At 38.4% G+C, this 17,534-nt stretch carries 30 protein-coding genes; 1 reads left to right on the top strand and 29 read right to left on the bottom strand.

Annotation, left to right across the window (positions count from 1 at the left end; all coding sequences use genetic code 11):
• Positions 1–4 precede the first annotated feature (4 nt).
• From rpsM to rpsJ, 27 genes are all read right to left on the bottom strand, one after another.
• Positions 5–370, bottom strand: coding sequence for a 30S ribosomal protein S13 (rpsM, locus tag HFD15_RS08560; RefSeq protein ID WP_003130555.1), 366 nt, complete (start codon positions 368–370; stop codon positions 5–7).
• 17 nt (positions 371–387) lie between these two features.
• Positions 388–504, bottom strand: coding sequence for a 50S ribosomal protein L36 (gene rpmJ, locus HFD15_RS08555; RefSeq protein ID WP_001808836.1), 117 nt, complete (start codon positions 502–504; stop codon positions 388–390).
• A gap of 53 nt (positions 505–557) precedes the next feature.
• On the bottom strand, positions 558–776 hold the full coding sequence (gene infA, locus HFD15_RS08550; RefSeq protein ID WP_003130554.1) for a translation initiation factor IF-1: 219 nt from the start codon (positions 774–776) through the stop codon (positions 558–560).
• Between the two features lie 296 nt (positions 777–1,072).
• On the bottom strand, positions 1,073–1,720 hold the full coding sequence (locus HFD15_RS08545; RefSeq protein ID WP_023188596.1) for an adenylate kinase: 648 nt from the start codon (positions 1,718–1,720) through the stop codon (positions 1,073–1,075).
• A 139-nt stretch (positions 1,721–1,859) separates the two neighbouring features.
• Entirely contained in the window at positions 1,860–3,179 is a 1,320-nt protein-coding gene (gene secY / locus HFD15_RS08540) for a preprotein translocase subunit SecY (protein ID WP_003129919.1), read from the bottom strand.
• 77 nt (positions 3,180–3,256) lie between these two features.
• Complete coding sequence (gene rplO / locus HFD15_RS08535) at positions 3,257–3,700, bottom strand: 50S ribosomal protein L15 (protein ID WP_003129920.1); 444 nt, start codon at positions 3,698–3,700, stop codon at positions 3,257–3,259.
• Between the two features lie 272 nt (positions 3,701–3,972).
• Positions 3,973–4,152 (bottom strand): 50S ribosomal protein L30, encoded by a 180-nt coding sequence (rpmD, locus tag HFD15_RS08530; protein ID WP_003129921.1) that lies wholly within the window; start codon positions 4,150–4,152, stop codon positions 3,973–3,975.
• Positions 4,153–4,162: 10 nt separating this feature from the next.
• Positions 4,163–4,669 carry a 30S ribosomal protein S5 gene (gene rpsE / locus HFD15_RS08525; RefSeq protein WP_003129922.1) on the bottom strand — a complete coding sequence of 169 codons (507 nt, stop codon included), beginning with the start codon at positions 4,667–4,669 and terminating at the stop codon, positions 4,163–4,165.
• An 18-nt stretch (positions 4,670–4,687) separates the two neighbouring features.
• The gene (gene rplR / locus HFD15_RS08520; RefSeq protein ID WP_003129924.1) at positions 4,688–5,035 is read right to left on the bottom strand and encodes a 50S ribosomal protein L18; all 348 of its coding nucleotides are present in this window, start codon (positions 5,033–5,035) and stop codon (positions 4,688–4,690) included.
• Positions 5,036–5,250: 215 nt separating this feature from the next.
• Positions 5,251–5,787, bottom strand: coding sequence for a 50S ribosomal protein L6 (rplF, locus tag HFD15_RS08515; RefSeq protein ID WP_003129925.1), 537 nt, complete (start codon positions 5,785–5,787; stop codon positions 5,251–5,253).
• 216 nt (positions 5,788–6,003) lie between these two features.
• Positions 6,004–6,402, bottom strand: a complete 399-nt coding sequence (gene rpsH / locus HFD15_RS08510) for a 30S ribosomal protein S8 (RefSeq protein WP_003129932.1) — start codon at positions 6,400–6,402, stop codon at positions 6,004–6,006.
• 207 nt (positions 6,403–6,609) lie between these two features.
• On the bottom strand, positions 6,610–7,119 hold the full coding sequence (locus HFD15_RS08505; RefSeq protein ID WP_235586204.1) for a DUF6287 domain-containing protein: 510 nt from the start codon (positions 7,117–7,119) through the stop codon (positions 6,610–6,612).
• A gap of 131 nt (positions 7,120–7,250) precedes the next feature.
• Positions 7,251–7,436, bottom strand: coding sequence for a type Z 30S ribosomal protein S14 (locus HFD15_RS08500; RefSeq protein ID WP_003129946.1), 186 nt, complete (start codon positions 7,434–7,436; stop codon positions 7,251–7,253).
• 18 nt (positions 7,437–7,454) lie between these two features.
• Positions 7,455–7,997, bottom strand: coding sequence for a 50S ribosomal protein L5 (gene rplE / locus HFD15_RS08495; protein ID WP_003129948.1), 543 nt, complete (start codon positions 7,995–7,997; stop codon positions 7,455–7,457).
• 19 nt (positions 7,998–8,016) lie between these two features.
• Positions 8,017–8,322: a 50S ribosomal protein L24 gene (rplX, locus tag HFD15_RS08490; RefSeq protein ID WP_003129951.1), complete on the bottom strand. Its 306-nt coding sequence runs from the start codon at positions 8,320–8,322 to the stop codon at positions 8,017–8,019.
• Between the two features lie 133 nt (positions 8,323–8,455).
• The gene (rplN, locus tag HFD15_RS08485) at positions 8,456–8,824 is read right to left on the bottom strand and encodes a 50S ribosomal protein L14 (RefSeq protein WP_003129953.1); all 369 of its coding nucleotides are present in this window, start codon (positions 8,822–8,824) and stop codon (positions 8,456–8,458) included.
• Positions 8,825–8,846: 22 nt separating this feature from the next.
• A complete protein-coding gene (rpsQ, locus tag HFD15_RS08480; RefSeq protein ID WP_003129955.1) occupies positions 8,847–9,107 on the bottom strand; it encodes a 30S ribosomal protein S17 in 261 nt (86 codons plus the stop codon).
• A 20-nt stretch (positions 9,108–9,127) separates the two neighbouring features.
• A complete protein-coding gene (rpmC, locus tag HFD15_RS08475) occupies positions 9,128–9,337 on the bottom strand; it encodes a 50S ribosomal protein L29 (RefSeq protein WP_003129957.1) in 210 nt (69 codons plus the stop codon).
• Positions 9,337–9,750: a 50S ribosomal protein L16 gene (gene rplP / locus HFD15_RS08470; protein WP_003129958.1), complete on the bottom strand. Its 414-nt coding sequence runs from the start codon at positions 9,748–9,750 to the stop codon at positions 9,337–9,339. Before rplP ends, rpmC begins: the two co-directional genes overlap by 1 nt.
• Positions 9,751–9,753: 3 nt before the next feature.
• Entirely contained in the window at positions 9,754–10,407 is a 654-nt protein-coding gene (gene rpsC, locus HFD15_RS08465; protein ID WP_003129960.1) for a 30S ribosomal protein S3, read from the bottom strand.
• Between the two features lie 12 nt (positions 10,408–10,419).
• Complete coding sequence (gene rplV / locus HFD15_RS08460) at positions 10,420–10,767, bottom strand: 50S ribosomal protein L22 (RefSeq protein ID WP_010906302.1); 348 nt, start codon at positions 10,765–10,767, stop codon at positions 10,420–10,422.
• A 15-nt stretch (positions 10,768–10,782) separates the two neighbouring features.
• On the bottom strand, positions 10,783–11,061 hold the full coding sequence (rpsS, locus tag HFD15_RS08455) for a 30S ribosomal protein S19 (RefSeq protein WP_003129963.1): 279 nt from the start codon (positions 11,059–11,061) through the stop codon (positions 10,783–10,785).
• A 159-nt stretch (positions 11,062–11,220) separates the two neighbouring features.
• Complete coding sequence (rplB, locus tag HFD15_RS08450; protein ID WP_003129965.1) at positions 11,221–12,051, bottom strand: 50S ribosomal protein L2; 831 nt, start codon at positions 12,049–12,051, stop codon at positions 11,221–11,223.
• Positions 12,052–12,066: 15 nt separating this feature from the next.
• Positions 12,067–12,360: a 50S ribosomal protein L23 gene (locus HFD15_RS08445; protein WP_003129966.1), complete on the bottom strand. Its 294-nt coding sequence runs from the start codon at positions 12,358–12,360 to the stop codon at positions 12,067–12,069.
• Positions 12,360–12,986: a 50S ribosomal protein L4 gene (gene rplD, locus HFD15_RS08440; protein ID WP_003129968.1), complete on the bottom strand. Its 627-nt coding sequence runs from the start codon at positions 12,984–12,986 to the stop codon at positions 12,360–12,362. The genes HFD15_RS08445 and rplD overlap by 1 nt, the downstream gene beginning before the upstream one ends.
• 25 nt (positions 12,987–13,011) lie before the next feature.
• Positions 13,012–13,635, bottom strand: coding sequence for a 50S ribosomal protein L3 (gene rplC, locus HFD15_RS08435; protein ID WP_003129970.1), 624 nt, complete (start codon positions 13,633–13,635; stop codon positions 13,012–13,014).
• 18 nt (positions 13,636–13,653) lie between these two features.
• The gene (rpsJ, locus tag HFD15_RS08430; protein ID WP_003129973.1) at positions 13,654–13,962 is read right to left on the bottom strand and encodes a 30S ribosomal protein S10; all 309 of its coding nucleotides are present in this window, start codon (positions 13,960–13,962) and stop codon (positions 13,654–13,656) included.
• A 312-nt stretch (positions 13,963–14,274) separates the two neighbouring features.
• On the opposite strand from rpsJ, the gene mscL reads away from it, so the two are divergent.
• A complete protein-coding gene (gene mscL / locus HFD15_RS08425; protein WP_010906303.1) occupies positions 14,275–14,643 on the top strand; it encodes a large-conductance mechanosensitive channel protein MscL in 369 nt (122 codons plus the stop codon).
• A gap of 40 nt (positions 14,644–14,683) precedes the next feature.
• Here mscL and HFD15_RS08420 read toward each other — a convergent pair whose 3' ends face one another.
• Positions 14,684–15,973: an MATE family efflux transporter gene (locus tag HFD15_RS08420; RefSeq protein WP_033900722.1), complete on the bottom strand. Its 1,290-nt coding sequence runs from the start codon at positions 15,971–15,973 to the stop codon at positions 14,684–14,686.
• Positions 15,970–17,460, bottom strand: coding sequence for a threonine synthase (gene thrC / locus HFD15_RS08415; protein ID WP_058207953.1), 1,491 nt, complete (start codon positions 17,458–17,460; stop codon positions 15,970–15,972). Before thrC ends, HFD15_RS08420 begins: the two co-directional genes overlap by 4 nt.
• Between the last annotated feature and the right edge of the window lie 74 nt (positions 17,461–17,534).

Here is a 17,534-nt window from a genome sequence, read left to right as displayed (position 1 = left end):
TTAATTATTTTTTCTTACCTGCGATTGATTTAGCAGGACCTTTACGTGTACGAGCGTTGTTCTTAGTGTTTTGTCCACGTGTAGGAAGTCCACGACGGTGACGCATACCACGGTAAGAACCGATTTCCATCAAACGTTTGATGTTAAGTGACACTTCACGACGAAGGTCTCCTTCGAGTTTTAAGCCATCGAGTTCACGACGGATTGCATCTTCTTGATCTGATGTTAAATCTTTTGTACGGATATCTTCTGAGACACCTGCAGCTGCAAGTACTTTTTTAGATGTTTGAAGTCCAACACCGAATACGTATGTTAATGAAATAACAATGCGTTTTTCGTTTGGAATATCAACTCCAGCAAAACGAGCCATATTTTTCTATTTCCTTTCTATCCCTGACGTTGTTTGTGTTTTGGATTGGCAGGGCAAATTACCATTACACGACCGTTACGACGAATAACTTTACAGTATTCGCAGATTGGTTTAACTGATGGTCTTACTTTCATTGTGTCTTCCTTTCTATGGTTACTGTGCATCATGCACTCAATGAATGTCCGGATTACTTAAATCGGTAAGTAATTCGTCCGCGTGTCAAATCGTATGGTGAGAGTTCAACTTGAACCTTGTCTCCAGGCAAGATACGGATATAATTCTTTCGAATTTTTCCTGAAATCGTCGCCAAGACTTGGTGACCATTTTCGAGTTCAACCGTGAACATCGCATTCGGCATGGTGTCAACGACTTTGCCGTCTACTTCAATTACATCATCTTTTGCCAAGCAAAAGTACCTCCTTAGAAATTTCCCGAAAGATATATACTATATATATCTAAAAAGTCGGACTTATGTATTTTAGCATTTTTCAGCAACAAATGCAAGTCTTTCTTTCAGAAAAGCCTTTATTTTTCTAGCTTGAGTACATGTTTAATTTATTACTCGCTTTCAAAACTGTTCATGGCAATGTTTTCGGGTGTTTCATTTTTATAATTTTACTGACAGAGAGCTTGTCAGTAAAATTTTGTATTCTAATCTTGCTATTTTACTAAAAAAACCTCTGACAGAGGTTTTTATTTTTATTATCCTAAAACTTTTTTAATATCTTCTGTTACTTGGCTAATTTCTTGTTCACCTTCAATGTTTTTAACAAGTCCAAGTTCAGTGTAGTGTTCAATAATTGGAGCTGATTCTTTAATATTGACATCCAAACGATTTTTAACTGTTTCTGGAACATCATCCGCACGTTGATAAAGGTCATGACTACCACAAACGTCACAAACACCTTCAACTTTAGTTGGATTGAAGATTTTATGATAAGTTGCACCACAGTTACGGCAGATGTAACGGCCACTTAAACGGTCAACCAAAATACCTGGGTTAACAACGATATTTACAACGGCATCAAGTTTAATTCCGAGTTCTTCAAGCATTGTATCAAGTGCATGAGCTTGGTCAATCGTACGTGGATATCCATCAAGCAAGAAGCCTGAAGCTTTGATATCATCTTGTGCTAAACGTTCTTTAACAATTCCGTTCGTTACTTCATCAGGTACGAGTTCACCTTTATCGATGAAAGATTTAGCAAGTTTACCCATTTCAGTTTCGTTTTTCATTGCGGCACGGAACATGTCACCTGTTGAAATGTGATTTACTCCATAATTTTTAACGATGAACTCAGCTTGAGTTCCTTTACCAGCTCCTGGAAGTCCCATGATTAATAAATTCATTTTGTTTTCTCCTGATTTTAATTTATAATTTACTGACAGAACTGTCAGTAAATTGCAGATGTTCTCTGTGATTTTACCTACACTATTTTAGCGTATTTTTGCTAAAAAATAAAGAAAAACCTTGTCTAATGACAAGATTTTATTTTGTTTCAAGTGGATTATCCATAAATCCTGCATATTTACGTTTGAGTAAATATCCTTCAAGTTGTTTCACTGCTTGTATAGCAACTTGAATCAAGATTAAGAGTGATGTTCCTCCAAGAGCGACAATTTTTGGAAGTCCCCAAACGTTTTGGGCGGCAATTGGAATGATTGAAATCAAACCAAGGAAGAGCGCACCTACCGTTGCAAGACGCATTAAGAGACGTGATACATACTTTTCAGTTCCTTTACCTGGACGAACAGATGGAATGTAAGAACCTTGTTTTTGAAGGTTTTCAGCCATCTTTTCAGGATTGACCTGAACGAATGAGTAGAAGAATGTAAAGAGCACAATCAATAATGCGTAGAAGAGCATTCCTGTCCAAGTCGTATATGACAAGGCGTCTTGTAAAGTTGACAACCAACCTACATTACTTCCTTGCGAACGTTGCAAGAATTGCAAAATCGTAGCTGGAGCAGTTGTAATTGAACCAGCAAAGATAACTGGGATAACCCCAGCTGGATTGACACGAAGTGGCAAATAAGAACTTGTTGGTGCACCTTGAGTTAATTTAGTATATTGAATAGGTACTTTACGTTCTGCTTGTTGAACAAAAGTTGTTACATAAATAATGATAATTGCTGACAATACTAGACCAATGACAAATAACCAAGACATTGGAATTTCTGAAGGTCGAACGTTTAAGAATTTTTCATCATAAACAGATTTGACCGCCGATGGGATACTAGATACAATCCCAGCAAAGATAATTACTGAAACACCTGAACCAAATCCTTTTTCATTAATTTGTTCACCCATCCAAGTGACAACCATTGAACCAGTGGTCAAAATTGCACCAATCATCAAATAGCTTTGCCAATTTGGATTTTGCACAATATTTAACGAGCTCATGGCTTGGAAACCAGCAGTAATCCCGATAGATTGTGCCATAGCAAGCACTAAGGTAATGTAACGTGTCGCTTGATTCAGTTTACGACGTCCAATTTCCCCTTGTTTTGACCACTCAACAAATTTTGGTAAAATATCCATTTGCAACAATTGAACAATGATTGAAGCAGTAATATAAGGCGAAACCCCCATTGCAAAAAGTGAATAGTTTTGCATTGCATTACCAGAAACCAAGTTCATCATGTTCAAGAAAGGAAGATTACTTACTTCTGTCAAGTTTTGAACGTTGACGCCAGGTACCGTAATATGGGCACCTAAGCGGAAAACAAAAAGGATGAAAATCGTAAAGAGAATTCTTGCTCGGACGTCCTTGACCTTAAAGGCTTCCTTAAGCGTCTTAAAAAACATAAAATCTCCTTAAAGCGTTTTAATTGTAAATAGACAATAAGCGGTTGAAAATTCAACCGCCAATTGTAGTGTAAAAATTAAGCTTCTTCTACAGAACCACCAGCAGCTTCGATTGCAGCTTTAGCAGCAGCAGATACTTTAGCAACTTTAACTGTAAGTTTTTTAGCTGTCAATTCACCGTTAGCAAGAACTTTAACACCTGATTTAACGTCCTTGATGATTTTAGCAGCTACAAGAGTTTCAGCTGAAACAGTTGCTCCATCTTCAAGACGGTTCAAAGTTTCAAGGTTGACAATAGCGTATTCTTTACGGTTAACATTCAAGAAACCACGTTTTGGCATGCGACGGAACAATTCTGTTTGTCCACCTTCAAAACCAGGACGTACTCCACCACCTGAACGAGATTTTTGACCTTTTTGTCCACGTCCAGATGTTTTACCGTTACCTGATGATGTACCACGACCTACGCGATTACGTACTTTACGACTGCCTTCAGCAGCTTTCAATGAATGAAGTTCCATTTTTTCTCCTTATTTTGTACCTTGCTGTCGCCTATTTTCCATGAAAGGAACGTGAAAAATAAACTCGCCGATACGTTAATATATTTATTTGCCTGATATCAGACTTCTATTATTTTACTATTTTTCGATTGGAATTACAAGCCATTTCGTCGTTTGCAAATATATTTTATTATTTTAAAAAATAGCAAATAATCTTTTTTAAAGTACTCTAGATTTCTGTCAGTAAAAAAAAATCCTGTCAGTAAAGACAGAATTGTTTTTTTTAATATTAATTATGCTTCTTCAACTTTTACCAAGTGAGAAATAGAGTTTACCATACCAAGAATAGCAGGTGAACCTTCTTTTACTACTGAGCTGTTGAGTTTACCAAGACCGAGTGCTTTAACAGTTTTGCGTTGAGCAGGGATACGGCCGATTGGTGAGTTTACCAATGTAATTTTAATTTGAGCCATTTTTTCCTCCTTAGGCGAAATCTGATACAGATTTACCGCGTAATGCAGCAACTTCTTCAGCACGTTTCAATTGATTCAATCCATCAACAGTTGCACGAACAACGTTGATTGGTGTGTTTGAACCAAGTGATTTTGATGTTACGTCAGCAACACCAGCGAGTTCGAGGACGGCACGAACGGCACCACCTGCGGCAACTCCAGCACCTTCTACAGCTGGTTTAAGGAGGATTTTACCACCACCGAAGACACCAAGTGCTTCGTGAGGAAGTGTAGTACCTACCATAGGAACTGTAATAAGGTTTTTCTTAGCTGCTTCGATTGCTTTACGGATAGCTTCAGGAACTTCTTGAGCTTTACCAGTACCGAAACCTACGCGACCGTTACGGTCACCAACAACAACAAGTGCTGCAAAGCGAAGACGACGTCCACCTTTAACAACTTTAGTAACGCGGTTAATTGAAACTACGCGTTCTTCAAATTCGCTTTGTTCGCGATCATTTCTTCTGTTTTCTGCCATGTTTAATTACCCCTTTCCTTAGAATTTCAATCCAGCTTCACGAGCTGCTGTAGCGAGTGCTGCAACACGTCCGTGATAGAGGTAACCACCGCGGTCGAAGACAACTTCTTCAACGCCTTTAGCTTTTGCAGCTTCAGCAACGAGTTTACCAACTTCTGCGGCTTGTTCAGTTTTAGTACCAGTCAATTTAAGTGATGAAGCTGATGCAAGTGTTGTACCAGTTACGTCATCAATGACTTGTGCATAAATGTTTGTGTTTGAACGGAAAACGTTCAAACGTGGAGTTTCAGATGTTCCTGAAATTTTACCGCGTACACGTGTGTGACGTTTTTGGCGGAGTTTGTTTTTATCTGGTTTAGAAATCACAATTCTACCTCTATATAATTTTAAATTTCGATAGTTTTTGCCATCGATTTTCTTGCTGACAGCATTCTAGTAATACTGTCAGCAAGCGGGGAGTTTTTGTCTGTCTAACAAAGTTAGCATTGACAAAATACTGGCAATTTGACAAGTCAAACCACCAATTACGGATAACATTTTTTGCTAAATAAATGTTCAAGTGAACATTATTTTGACAAAAATTATTTACCAGTCTTACCTTCTTTACGACGAACGTATTCACCAACGTAACGGATCCCTTTACCTTTATAAGGTTCTGGAGAACGACGGCTACGGATGTAAGCTGCTGTTTGACCAACGGCTTCTTTGCTGATACCTTCAACAACGATAGAAGTTGGAGTTGCAACAACAAATTTGATGTTTTCTGGTGCTTCAACTTCGTCTTGGTGAGATTTACCAACTGACAATACAAGTTTAGTTCCTTGTAATTGTGCACGGTACCCAACCCCGATCATTTCAAGTGCTTTAGAGAAACCAGTTGAAACACCTTCTACCATGTTAGCAAGAAGGGCACGAGTAGTTCCGTGGAGCATTTTCATTTCTTTAGTGTCGTTTGGACGTTTTACAGTGATTTCGTTTTCAGCGATATCAAGTGTGATATTTTCGTTGAATGAACGAACGAGTTCACCTTTAGGTCCTTTGACAGTGACAGTTGCACCGTTTACTTCTACAGATACGCCTGCAGGGATAACGATGACTTTGTTACCAATACGTGACATTTTTTTCTCCTGTTAAATTATCAGATTTAATTCAATCTGTTTTCACGGGTTTTAAATCAAAATTTGATTTAAAAGAACTTTTATTTTACTGACAGGCATAAAAATATTTCTGTCAGTAATTTTGACTTACGAAAAATTCGCTCGTCAGTTTAATATCATCAAAAGTCGATATTAAACATTTAGATCAACTCCATTAATGAAGTCTCTCCGAACTAATTACCAGATGTAGGCAATTACTTCACCACCAACATTTGTTTCACGAGCAACTTTATCAGTTACTACACCAGTAGATGTTGAGATGATTGCTGTACCAAGTCCGTTAAGAACTTTAGGAACATCATCAGATTTCACGTAAACACGAAGACCTGGTTTTGAAATACGTTTCAAGTTAGTGATAACTTTTTCACCGTTTTTACCGTATTTAAGGAAAACGCGGATTACGCCTTGTTTGTTATCTTCAACGTATTCAACGTCTTTCACGTAACCTTCAGCTTTGAGGATTTCAGCGATTTGACGTTTGATTTTTGATGCAGGTGCTTCAACAACATCGAATTTACGCATGTTACCATTACGAATACGAGTCAAGAAATCTGCGATTGGGTCAGTCATTACCATAGTGTAATTTCTCCTTATTTGTAGTTTGGGCTTGTTCAAATCCCACTTTCAAATTAATGAGGTCTTTTCATAAAAAGACCGAACTTAATTAGTATAGCAGAAGTTCCGCACCATGTCAACACTTTTCTTTACAATGTTTTCGGGTGTGTCATGGTTTTTCTATAAAAAAATACTGACAGAATTTCTGTCAGCAACTTTCATCCTGGCTTACGAATTCGGACTTGTTGTATCATTACTTATCTTGTAAAAAAATGACGTTGGGTTAGTATCAAATATTTCCATACCCTCATCATTTGAAGTTATTGCAAATCTATCTTTTGTCCTATCTGTTTTATCCGTTTGTGAAGAGTTTGCAAAAGTTGGCGAGCTGTTAGCCGCAGCAAACATGAACCCCATGTATTTCCCAAGATTCACAGCACCGGCCATAATAATCCCATTCTTTGATTGTGGTCCAGATATAACTCTTTGATATTCTGAACTAAAAATGATGGTACCATTTTTCAGAACAGCTTTACCACCTCCGTCAGTAGTTTGCCATGTTCCGTTTAAAGAAGAATAGTCACCTGCAAGAATTTGTGAACTATTAGCAGCCTCATACTGACTAGTTGAACTTGGACTTATGTCCGAACTTGAACTTGGACTTGAACTCGTACTTATACTTGAAGATTGTGAACTACTGCTTGGGAGACTTTCCTTATTTTTTATACTTTGTGACAAACTAGTATGCTCAGCTTTTTCACTTTCTTTACTTCCGCTACCGCAAGCTGTTAAAGTCGCTAAAGCTCCTAAAAAAATTACTGACAGAAATTCTGTCAGTAATTTTTATTCGTTACACGATAATTAACAAATTACCATGAAGCTTTTTTAACGCCTGGCAATTGACCTTTGTAAGCCAATTCGCGAAGACAGATACGGCAAAGTTTAAATTTGCGGTAAACTGAATGTGGACGTCCGCAACGTTCGCAACGAGTATAAGCTTGTGTTGAGAATTTTGCAGGGCGTTGGTTTTTAACAACCATAGATTTCTTAGCCATTTATGTATTCTCCCTATCTTATTTAGCGAACGGCATGCCGAGTTTAGCAAGCAATTCACGTGATTCTTCGTCAGTGTTAGCAGTTGTTACGATAACAATATCCATACCACGAACTTTATCAACATCATCATAGTTGATTTCTGGGAAAATCAATTGTTCTTTCACACCAAGTGTGTAGTTACCGCGACCGTCAAACGCTTTGTTTGAAACACCGTGGAAGTCACGTACACGTGGGAGTGAAACAGTAACCAATTTGTCCAAGAATTCGAACATACGTTCGCCACGAAGAGTTACTTTCGCACCGATTGGCATACCTTCACGAAGACGGAAAGCAGCAACTGATTTTTTAGCTTTAGTAATCAATGGTTTTTGACCAGAGATCAAAGCCAATTCAGCAACAGCTTTATCAAGGTTTTTAGAGTTGTTTACAGCATCTCCAACACCCATGTTGATAACGATTTTATCAACTTTTGGTACAGCCATGATTGAAGTGTAGTTGAATTGTTCAGTCAACGCTGGTACTACTTCGTTAGTATATTTTTCTTTCAAACGATTAGTCATATTATTTCTCCTTTCCGCCTTAGTCTAAAATTTCGCCAGATTTTTTGTTGAAACGAACTTTTTTATCGTCAACAACTTTGTAACCTACACGACCAGCAACACCATTTTTGTCGAGCACTTGTACGTTAGAAACGTGGATAGGAGCTTCGATTTCAAGAATAGCACCACTTGGGTTTTCTGAGTTTGGTTTTTGGTGTTTCTTCATGATAGCAACACCTTCAACGACAACTTTATTTACTTTTGGCAAAGCTTTGATTACTTTACCAGTAGTACCGCGGTCTTTACCTGCGATAACTTTAACTGTATCACCAGTTTTTACAAACATGTTTAATTCCTTTCTTACGCCCGATGGGCACCCTAATATTTTGTTACTAGGGGACTATTCTGTTAATAATAACAGTAAAATATGATTCTGTCAAAAAATTTTTCCGACAAAACCATATCTCTATAATGCTTGATTAGAGTACTTCTGGAGCAAGTGAAACGATCTTCATGTAGCCACCTTCGCGGAGTTCGCGGGCAACTGGGCCAAAGATACGTGTTCCGCGAGGAGTTTTATCGTCACGGATGAGCACTGCTGCATTTTCATCAAATTTGATGTATGAACCGTCAGGACGTTTCGCACCAGATTTAGTACGAACGATGACTGCTTTCACAACTTCACCTTTTTTAACTGCTCCACCAGGGGCAGCTGATTTAACTGTAGCTACAACGATATCACCGATACCAGCGAACTTACGTGATGAACCACCGAGAACACGGATAGTCAAAAGTTCTTTAGCACCTGAGTTATCTGCAACTTTCAAACGAGATTCTGTTTGAATCATGCTATATTCCTCCTAGTTTTGCTTAGATAATAACTGCTTCTTCAACGATTTCTACAAGACGGAAATGTTTGTCTTTAGACAAAGGACGAGTTTCCATGATACGAACGATGTCGCCAGTTTTTGCAGAGTTGTTTTCGTCGTGAGCTTTATATTTTTTAGAATAGTTAATGCGTTTACCATAGACAGGGTGGTTACGCTTAGTTTCTACGACAACTGTGATAGTTTTATCCATTTTGTCTGAAACCACGCGGCCTTGATAAACTTTACGTTGTTTGCGTTCCATTTATAGTTTCTCCTGACCTATTATTTGTTCAATTCAGCTTGCACAGTTTTTACACGTGCAATAGTTTTCTTGACTTCATCAAGCTTAGCTGTGTTTTCGAGACGACCAGCAGCAGCTTGGAAACGAAGATCAAACAATTCTTTCTTCAATTCAGCTTCACGAGTTGTCAATTCTTCAACTGACAAAGCGCGCAAATCTTTAAGAAGTGATTTAGTTTCGCTCAATTTCATTACGCTTCACCTCGTTTCACAAATTTAGTTTTAACAGGAAGTTTGTGTGAAGCAAGACGCAACGCTTCGCGTGCAGTCGCTTCATCAACGCCGCCCAATTCAAACATGACAACGCCACGTTTAACTGGAGCAACCCAACCTTCAGGAGCACCTTTCCCTGAACCCATACGCACACCAATAGCTTTGGCTGTGTATGATTTGTGAGGGAAAATTTTAATCCAAACTTGACCGTTACGTTTCATGTAACGAGTCATAGCAATACGAGCTGCTTCGATTTGGCGGTTAGTAATCCAGTGAGATGTAGTCGCTTGAAGACCATATTCACCGAAAGAAATAGTATCGCCACCTTTAGCATAACCACGCATTTTACCGCGGAATTCACGACGGTGTTTTACACGTTTTGGTACTAACATGGATTATTTTTCTCCTTTCACAGATTTTTTAGTAGGGAGAACTTCACCACGGTAGATCCAAACTTTAACGCCGAGTTTACCATAAGTTGTGTCTGCTTCTTCCCAAGCGTAGTCGATGTCCGCACGGAGTGTGTGGAGTGGAACTGTACCTTCTGAATATCCTTCAGCACGGGCAATATCAGCACCATTCAAACGACCAGAAACTTGAGTTTTGATCCCTTTTGCACCAGCGCGCATTGCACGTTGGATTGCTTGTTTTTGAGCACGACGGAAAGCAATACGTGCTTCAAGTTGTTTAGCAATTCCTTCACCAACAAGATGAGCGTCCAAATCAGGTTTTTTGATTTCAACGATGTTGATGTGAACTTGTTTACCAGTAAGTTTGTTGAGTTCTGCACGGAGTGCATCAACGTTAGCTCCTGATTTACCGATAACCATACCTGGTTTAGCAGTGTGCAAAGTTACGATAACTTTGTTAATTGCACGTTCAGTTTCAATCAATGATACTGAAGCATCAGCAAGTTTAGTTTGGATAAGTTGACGAATTGCCAAGTCTTCGTGAAGGTAATCCGCATATTCTTTTTCAGCATACCATTTGGCATCCCAATCGCGAATAACGCCAACACGCATTCCTATTGGATGTACTTTTTGACCCACGTTTTTACCTCCTTATTCTTTCTCAGCTACAACTACAGTGATGTGAGCTGTGCGTTTGTTAATTGGTGAAGCTGAACCTTTGGCACGTGGACGGAAACGTTTCATTGTTGGACCTTCATTAATAAATGTTTCGCTTACTACCAAGTTAGCTTTTTCAAGACCAAAGTTATTTTCTGCATTAGCGATAGCACTATTAAGTACGTTTTCAACTTCTACAGCAGCTTTAGTCGGTGTAAATTTCAAGATTGCAATTGCATCTGCAACACGTTTCCCGCGGATAAGATCGATAACAAGACGAGTCTTACGAGGTGAAACGCGAACTGTTTTTGCAGTTGCTTTAGCTGAAGTAATTTCTGCCATTTTTTTCTCCTCCTATTAGCGACGTGTTTTCTTGTCGTCAGCAGCGTGACCACGATAAGTACGAGTTGGTGCGAATTCACCAAGTTTGTGTCCAACCATATCTTCTTGAACGTAAACTGGTACATGTTTGCGACCATCGTAAACAGCAATTGTAAGTCCTACAAAGTTCGGGAAAATTGTAGAACGGCGTGACCAAGTTTTGATCACAGATTTTCTTTCGGCGTTGACTTGAGCTTCAACTTTTTTCATCAAATGCTCATCGACGAAAGGTCCTTTTTTAAGACTACGACCCATTTTGCGAGTTTCTCCTTTAAATATTTGTACCACTACCGCTACTAAGGCGGAGTTGGCGGAATTTATAGATGCACTTTCGACATCTCATTAAATTTGACAATAAGTTTTATCAAATTTAACAAGACGCCGAGAAGGCTCTTGTGAAAATAAAGCGACTTATTAGTCGTTGATACGACGAACGATAAGTTTGCTTGATTTTGCTTTCTTGTTGCGAGTCTTGAGACCAAGAGCTGGTTTACCCCATGGAGTCATTGGAGACTTGCGACCAACTGGTTGACGACCTTCACCACCACCGTGTGGGTGATCGTTAGGGTTCATTACAGAACCACGTACTGTTGGGCGGATACCCATGTGACGTGTACGTCCTGCTTTACCAAGGTTGATTAAGCTTTGTTGTTCATTACCTACAACACCGATTGTAGCACGGCAAGTTGAAAGGATCATACGAACTTCGCCTGATTGAAGACGAACGAGTGTATATTTACCTTCTGAACCGAGTACTTGAGCTGAAGCACCAGCTGAACGAACCAATTGTCCGCCTTTACCAGGTTTCAATTCAATGTTGTGGATCAATGTACCAACTGGAATGTTAGCAAGTGGCAATGCGTTACCAACTTTGATGTCGGCTTCAGGGCCAGATACAACTGTCATTCCAACTTCAAGGCCTTTAGGAGCCAAGATGTATGATTTAACACCGTTAGAGTAAACGATCAATGCGATGTTTGCAGTACGGTTTGGATCGTATTCAATTGTAGCAACTTTAGCAACAACGTTGTCAGTTGTACGTTTGAAGTCGATTACACGATATTTACGTTTGTGACCACCACCGTGGTGACGAACTGTGATACGACCAGTGTTATTACGACCAGCTGTTTTGCTCATGCTTACAAGCAAGCTCTTTTCAGGAGTACTTGTAGTGATTTCAGCGAAGTCGCTACCAGTCATGTTACGGCGACCGTTTGTGGTAGGTTTGTAAACTTTAATTCCCACGATTTTCCTCCTCTATTATTCTGCGTCTTCGCCGAAGATTTCGATTGTTTTAGAATCTTCAGTCAAAGTAACGATAGCTTTTTTGTAGCCTGATTTAGTACCAGTGTATTTACCAACTCGTTTAGATTTTGGTTTAACGCTGATAGTATTTACTGAGGCAACTTTTACACCAAAGACAGCTTCAACAGCTTGTTTGATGAGAAGTTTATGCGCACGTGAATCTACTTCGAAAGTATATTTCTTTTGATCCATTGCAGCCATAGAAGCTTCAGTAATGATAGGTTTACGGATGATATCATAAAGTGACATTATGCAAGAACCTCCTCAATTTGTGTCAATGCTGATTGAACCACAAGGAGTTTGTCAGCAGAAACGATGTCAAGTACAGATGCTGAATTAGCAGTTGTAACTTTCACGTTTGCAAGATTACGTGCAGAGAGTTCTGCAAATTCGTTACCTTCGTTTGGAAGAACCACAAGAACTTTACGTTCGATTGAAAGTGCTGAGATTACTTTTGCAAATTCAGCAGTTTTTGGAGCTGTAAAGTCAAGTGTGTCAACAGCGATTAATTTACCATCAGCAACTTTTGTTGAGTAAACTGATTTAAGCGCCAATTGACGAACTTTTTGTGGAAGTTTGTAAGCGTAGCTACGTGGGTTTGGACCGAAGACAGTACCACCACCACGCCATTGTGGAGAGCGGGTAGAACCTTGACGGGCACGACCTGTACCTTTTTGACGCCATGGTTTTTTACCACCACCAGACACAGCAGAACGATTTTTGTGTGCGTGTGTTCCTTGGCGAAGGCTAGCGCGTTGTGAGATTACAACGTCGAATACGACTGATTCGTTTGGTTCGATACCAAATACTGAGTCGTTAAGTGTAACTTCACCAGCTTGTGAACCATCTTGTTTAAATAATGATACTTTTGCCATTATAGATTTCTATCTCCTTTCCTTCTTATTTAGCTTTGATTGCTGATTTAACAACAATCAATGATTTCTTAGCACCTGGGACATTACCTTTTACAAGGATAACGTTCTTTTCAGGAAGCACTTGTGCGATAACAAGGTTTTGTACAGTAACGCGTTTGTTACCCATACGTCCAGCAAGTTTTTTACCTTTTGGAACTTTGTTAGCTGCAACAGGACCCATTGAACCAGGACGACGGTGGTAACGTGAACCGTGGGCCATAGGACCACGTGATTGACCATGACGTTTGATTGGGCCTTGGAAACCTTTACCTTTAGAAGTTCCGGTAACATCAACAACATCTCCGGCTGCAAATGTATCAACAGTGATTTCTGCTCCTACTTCAGCGCCTTCGAGTCCTTTGAATTCACGAACGAAGCGCTTAGGAGTCGTATTAGCTTTAGCAGCATGACCTTTGGCAGGTTTGTTGGTCAAAACTTCACGAAGTGTATCGAAACCAACTTGAGTTGCTTCGTAACCATCTGTTTCAACAGATTTTACTTGAAGAACTGTGTTAGGAGTCGCTTCGATCACAGTAACAGGAATTAATTCACCGTTTTCTGTGAAGATTTGAGTCATTCCCACTTTTTTCCCTAAGATTCCTTTTGACATGAGAATTACCTTTCTTAATTAGAGTTTAATTTCGATGTTTACACCACTTGGCAAATCGAGTTTCATAAGTGAATCAACAGTTTTTTGTGTTGGTTCGATGATGTCGATCAAGCGTTTGTGTGTACGCATTTCGAATTGTTCGCGTGAGTCTTTGTATTTGTGAGTCGCGCGGATAACAGTGTAGACGCTACGGTCAGTTGGAAGTGGAATTGGACCACTTACTTCTGCGTTTGTACGTTTAGCAGTTTCTACGATTTTTTCTGCAGCTGCATCAAGGATACGATGTTCGTATGCTTTTAAGCGAATGCGAATTTTTTTAGTTGCCATTTTTTCTCCTCTCGTCTATTGTATTCAATAGGCTAGCTCCACGGGAAAACCGACACGTTAGGTATGGCAATACCTTCGGGTGTGTCGCAACCTCTCGTTTCGTCGCTACATACTGTTTTTAACAGCACTTGTCTATTCTATCAAAGGAGATGTGGCTTGTCAAGGACTTTTTAGACTTTTTTTCATTCTTTCTAAATCTTTTTGGGGAATGAAGGAATTTACTTGAAATGACAAGAAAGCTTACTTTGTCATCTTTAAACTTTTTGGTATAATTTGTTTGAAGGATTTATAAACTATTATATAGGAGGATTTATGTTAAAGGAATTTAAAAACTTTATTTTACGTGGGAACGTATTGGACTTAGCCGTTGGGGTTATCATCGGGGCAGCTTTTACTGCTTTAGTTAAATCTTTAGTTGATAACTTGATTAATCCGTTAATCGGAATGTTTGTTCAAAGTACTGCTCTTGCTCATTTGTCAGTAACTGTTGGAAAAACAAAATTCACTTACGGTGCTTTCTTAAATGATGTCATTAATTTCATCATTACAGCCTTTGTTATTTTCATTCTTATCAAATTCATCAACAAACTCTTCCCTAAAAAAGAAGAAACTGTCGAAGAACAAAAAAACGAAGAATTGGAAACTCTCCAAGAAATTCGCGATTTATTGAAAAAACAATAAAAAAAATTACTGACAGAAAAGCTGTCAGTATTTTTTTATTTTAAATTTTGATTGTGAGGCTTCGATTAAACTTGATTTTGAGAAAAATAAATCTAAAGAGATTATCAAGTAAAACTGCTAACCAAACTCCCTCTAGCCCTAATTTTAATCCTAAGGCTAAAAATGCTCCTAAAAGCAAGCGAATACCAAACATCCCTAGCGTTGTGGCATAAAAAGGAAGTTTTGTGTTTCCTATTCCCTGAAAAGCTGCTGTATAAGTTGTTGCTCCTGTGACGAAAAAAGTCGCTAAAAATGAAAACAAAATAACAGTGGTACTTGCATTCATGGCAATTCTGTCAGTAGTGAAAAATTGATTTAGAATATTGGCTGTCAGTAAAAGGGCCAAACCAATCACAAACATCATAATCGTCGCTAACCAGTAGGTCTTTTTGATATAAGCTTTAACATTTTCAATACTATTTTCAGCTGCTGCTTGTGCTACCAAAATTACTGTAACGGTTGCCATTCCGAAAACGGGCATATAATTAAATTGTGTAATGCTTTCACCAATTGCATTTCCTGCAAATACACGTTCGCCTAATCTGACAATAATCATCATGATGAGCAAATCGCCCAAACGCATTGACAAACGCTCTCCAGTTGCTGGTAAACTTAATTTAATCAATTGATGGTCCAATTTTTCTTTATAAAATTGAAGATCGGGTCGCTTATCTTTTAACTTATAATAGAGGAAAAGCGTACCAATAAATCTAGCAATAACCGCTCCAAGTGCTGTTCCCAACACTCCTAAATGGAAAACAAAAATAAAGACAATTGACAGTATCAAATTTAGAAGACTGGCAAAAAAACTTGCCCACATCGGTGTCTTTGTATTTCCATCAGCCCGTAGAAAGGCTCCAAAAGTCGTCATTAAAGCCAAAAGGACAATCAAGCCACCTACTAAACTAAGATAAATAATGGAAAGCTCTAAAACCTGCTGACGAGCACCAAGTAAATAGAGAATAGGTCGTGCTCCCACAACTGAAACAATCCCCAAGGCAAGACCAATTAAAAAAGTCAGTTTGGTAGCAGAATTAATTAATCTTTTCGGATTTTCCTCTACCTTCTTTGCAATAAGCACTTTGGCAAATAAACTTGAAACAATTGTTCCCAAAGCAATAAAAATCGCCTGATAGACCGTGATGAGATTATTAGCCAAAGAAACAGCTGCTACGGCAGAAAGACTAAGGTGAGCAACAATCATTGTGTCACTCACCCCTACAAGCATTTGTAAGAAATTTTCAATAATCGCCGGAAATGCGAATTTTAATATTTCTCTATTTGTTTTCATTTTAAGCCAAGATATTTTTCTACTTCTTTTTGCATTTCAGCGGCTGGAATAACGGTATGATGTAGAACTTCTGCTTCTTCAAGTCCGATGACTGCTTTTGGTAATGGAATCCCACTCATTTTTTCAAGTGATTTAACGGCAGCAAAATCGTCTCTATTTACTGACAGCTCTGTTTTATCATTTTCAAGCCCTTCTAAAACAACTTTTGGAAACTTATAAGGACTTGCCGTGCTGACCACAACTGTTTTTTCTTTGGGTTGAATTTGATGATAGACATAATTTGCTACTGCTGTATGAGGGTCCAGAACATATTTTTCATTTTCAAAAGTTTCTTGAATTTCTTTTGAAATTTCATCTTCTGATGCCCAGTCGGCCACAAATCCCTGAAGTTTAGTAATCATTTCTTTAGAAATTTGATAATGCCCTTCTACTGATAGGGCTGTCAGTAAATCTGAGGTTACTTTATCATTTTCGTCAGTTAATTCAAAAATTAAACGTTCAAGATTTGAAGAGACCAAAATATCCATCGAAGGTGAACTTGTTACATAGAATTCACGATTTTTATCATAAAGTCCTGTTTTGAAAAAGTCTGTCAGTACATTATTTTTATTTGAAGCACAGATGAGCTGATGAACGGGCAAGCCCAATTTTTTAGCATAATAAGCCGCTAAGATATTTCCAAAATTTCCTGTTGGAACTGAAAAATTAATTTCTTCTCCGTCAGTAATTTGACCAGTTTTGACAAGTTGTGCGTAAGCATAAATATAATAAGCAACTTGGGGAATCAAACGTCCAATATTCATTGAATTTGCTGACGAAAATTGTTTATTATTTTTCAAAAGTTGATCATGTAAAACTTTGTTATTAAACATTTCTTTTACTGCTGTTTGAGCTTGGTCAAAGTTTCCATCAATTCCAACAACATGGACATTTTCCCCTTTTTGAGTCAGCATTTGTTGCTCTTGAATATGGCTGACACCACCTTTGGGATAAAAAACAATAATTTTTGTTTGGGGCACATCAGCAAAACCGGCCATTGCGGCTTTCCCTGTATCTCCAGAAGTTGCAGTCAAGATAACAATTTCATTAGTCACACCATTTTTCTTAGCCGCTTGGGTCATTAAATGAGGTAAGATAGAGAGTGCCATGTCTTTAAAAGCAATCGTTTCACCATGAAAAAGTTCAAGAATATAGTGATTCCCAAGTCTTTTAAGCGGTGCAATTTCCGGACTATCGAATTTTTCTCCGTATGCTTTTGTCACCATTGATTTAATTTCGTCAGCAGAAAAATCATCAAAAAATGCTTTCAAAACAAGTTCAGCAATTTCTTGATAAGAAGCGTTTTTTAATTTTTCAAAGTCTAAATCAACTTTTGGGAAGTCAACGGGAACAAAAAGTCCACCATCTTCTGCCAAACCTTGCAAAATAGCTTGCGACGCTGTTTTTTTATTTGATTTATCACGTGTTGACTGATAAAAAGTTACCATGATATTTATTCCCCAATCACATTTTTTATAATTATAACAAATATTCTGTAAACTCGCAAAAAGCCACAAATTCT

Origin of the sequence: Lactococcus sp. EKM203L, from assembly GCF_011800585.1 — a bacterium.
In the GTDB taxonomy this organism is placed as follows: Bacteria; Bacillota; Bacilli; order Lactobacillales; family Streptococcaceae; genus Lactococcus; species Lactococcus lactis.
The sequence above is the reverse complement of the archived record's forward strand: the minus strand, read 5'-3'. Positions and strand labels throughout refer to the sequence as shown.

Bases quoted from the DNA above. Each gene is read 5' to 3' on its own strand.
- HFD15_RS08545 (WP_023188596.1), bottom strand. From the start codon at position 1,720: ATGAATTTATTAATCATGGGACTTCCAGGAGCTGGTAAAGGAACTCAA.
- secY (WP_003129919.1), bottom strand. From the start codon at position 3,179: ATGTTTTTTAAGACGCTTAAGGAAGCCTTTAAGGTCAAGGACGTCCGA.
- rplP (WP_003129958.1), bottom strand. From the start codon at position 9,750: ATGTTAGTACCAAAACGTGTAAAACACCGTCGTGAATTCCGCGGTAAA.
- rpsJ (WP_003129973.1), bottom strand. From the start codon at position 13,962: ATGGCAACTAAAAAAATTCGCATTCGCTTAAAAGCATACGAACATCGT.
- HFD15_RS08420 (WP_033900722.1), bottom strand. From the start codon at position 15,973: ATGAAAACAAATAGAGAAATATTAAAATTCGCATTTCCGGCGATTATT.
- rpsE (WP_003129922.1), bottom strand. From the start codon at position 4,669: ATGGCAGAAAACAGAAGAAATGATCGCGAACAAAGCGAATTTGAAGAA.
- rpsQ (WP_003129955.1), bottom strand. From the start codon at position 9,107: ATGGAACGCAAACAACGTAAAGTTTATCAAGGCCGCGTGGTTTCAGAC.
- rpsH (WP_003129932.1), bottom strand. From the start codon at position 6,402: ATGGTAATGACTGACCCAATCGCAGATTTCTTGACTCGTATTCGTAAT.
- rplO (WP_003129920.1), bottom strand. From the start codon at position 3,700: ATGGAACTTCATTCATTGAAAGCTGCTGAAGGCAGTCGTAAAGTACGT.
- rpmC (WP_003129957.1), bottom strand. From the start codon at position 9,337: ATGAAATTGAGCGAAACTAAATCACTTCTTAAAGATTTGCGCGCTTTG.
- HFD15_RS08445 (WP_003129966.1), bottom strand. From the start codon at position 12,360: ATGTCACTTTATGATATCATCCGTAAACCTATCATTACTGAAGCTTCT.
- rplV (WP_010906302.1), bottom strand. From the start codon at position 10,767: ATGGCAGAAATTACTTCAGCTAAAGCAACTGCAAAAACAGTTCGCGTT.
- thrC (WP_058207953.1), bottom strand. From the start codon at position 17,460: ATGGTAACTTTTTATCAGTCAACACGTGATAAATCAAATAAAAAAACA.
- rplE (WP_003129948.1), bottom strand. From the start codon at position 7,997: ATGACTAATCGTTTGAAAGAAAAATATACTAACGAAGTAGTACCAGCG.
- rpsS (WP_003129963.1), bottom strand. From the start codon at position 11,061: ATGGGTCGTAGTCTTAAAAAAGGACCTTTCGTCGATGAGCATTTGATG.
- rplN (WP_003129953.1), bottom strand. From the start codon at position 8,824: ATGATTCAAACAGAATCTCGTTTGAAAGTTGCAGATAACTCAGGTGCT.
- rpmD (WP_003129921.1), bottom strand. From the start codon at position 4,152: ATGGCTCAAATTAAAATTACATTGGTAAACTCACCAATCGGCCGTATC.
- HFD15_RS08500 (WP_003129946.1), bottom strand. From the start codon at position 7,436: ATGGCTAAGAAATCTATGGTTGTTAAAAACCAACGCCCTGCAAAATTC.
- rplC (WP_003129970.1), bottom strand. From the start codon at position 13,635: ATGTCAAAAGGAATCTTAGGGAAAAAAGTGGGAATGACTCAAATCTTC.
- rplD (WP_003129968.1), bottom strand. From the start codon at position 12,986: ATGGCAAAAGTATCATTATTTAAACAAGATGGTTCACAAGCTGGTGAA.
- rplF (WP_003129925.1), bottom strand. From the start codon at position 5,787: ATGTCACGTATTGGTAACAAAGTCATCGTTATCCCTGCAGGCGTATCT.
- rpsM (WP_003130555.1), bottom strand. From the start codon at position 370: ATGGCTCGTTTTGCTGGAGTTGATATTCCAAACGAAAAACGCATTGTT.
- rplX (WP_003129951.1), bottom strand. From the start codon at position 8,322: ATGTTTGTAAAAACTGGTGATACAGTTAAAGTTATCGCAGGTAAAGAC.
- mscL (WP_010906303.1), top strand. From the start codon at position 14,275: ATGTTAAAGGAATTTAAAAACTTTATTTTACGTGGGAACGTATTGGAC.
- rpmJ (WP_001808836.1), bottom strand. From the start codon at position 504: ATGAAAGTAAGACCATCAGTTAAACCAATCTGCGAATACTGTAAAGTT.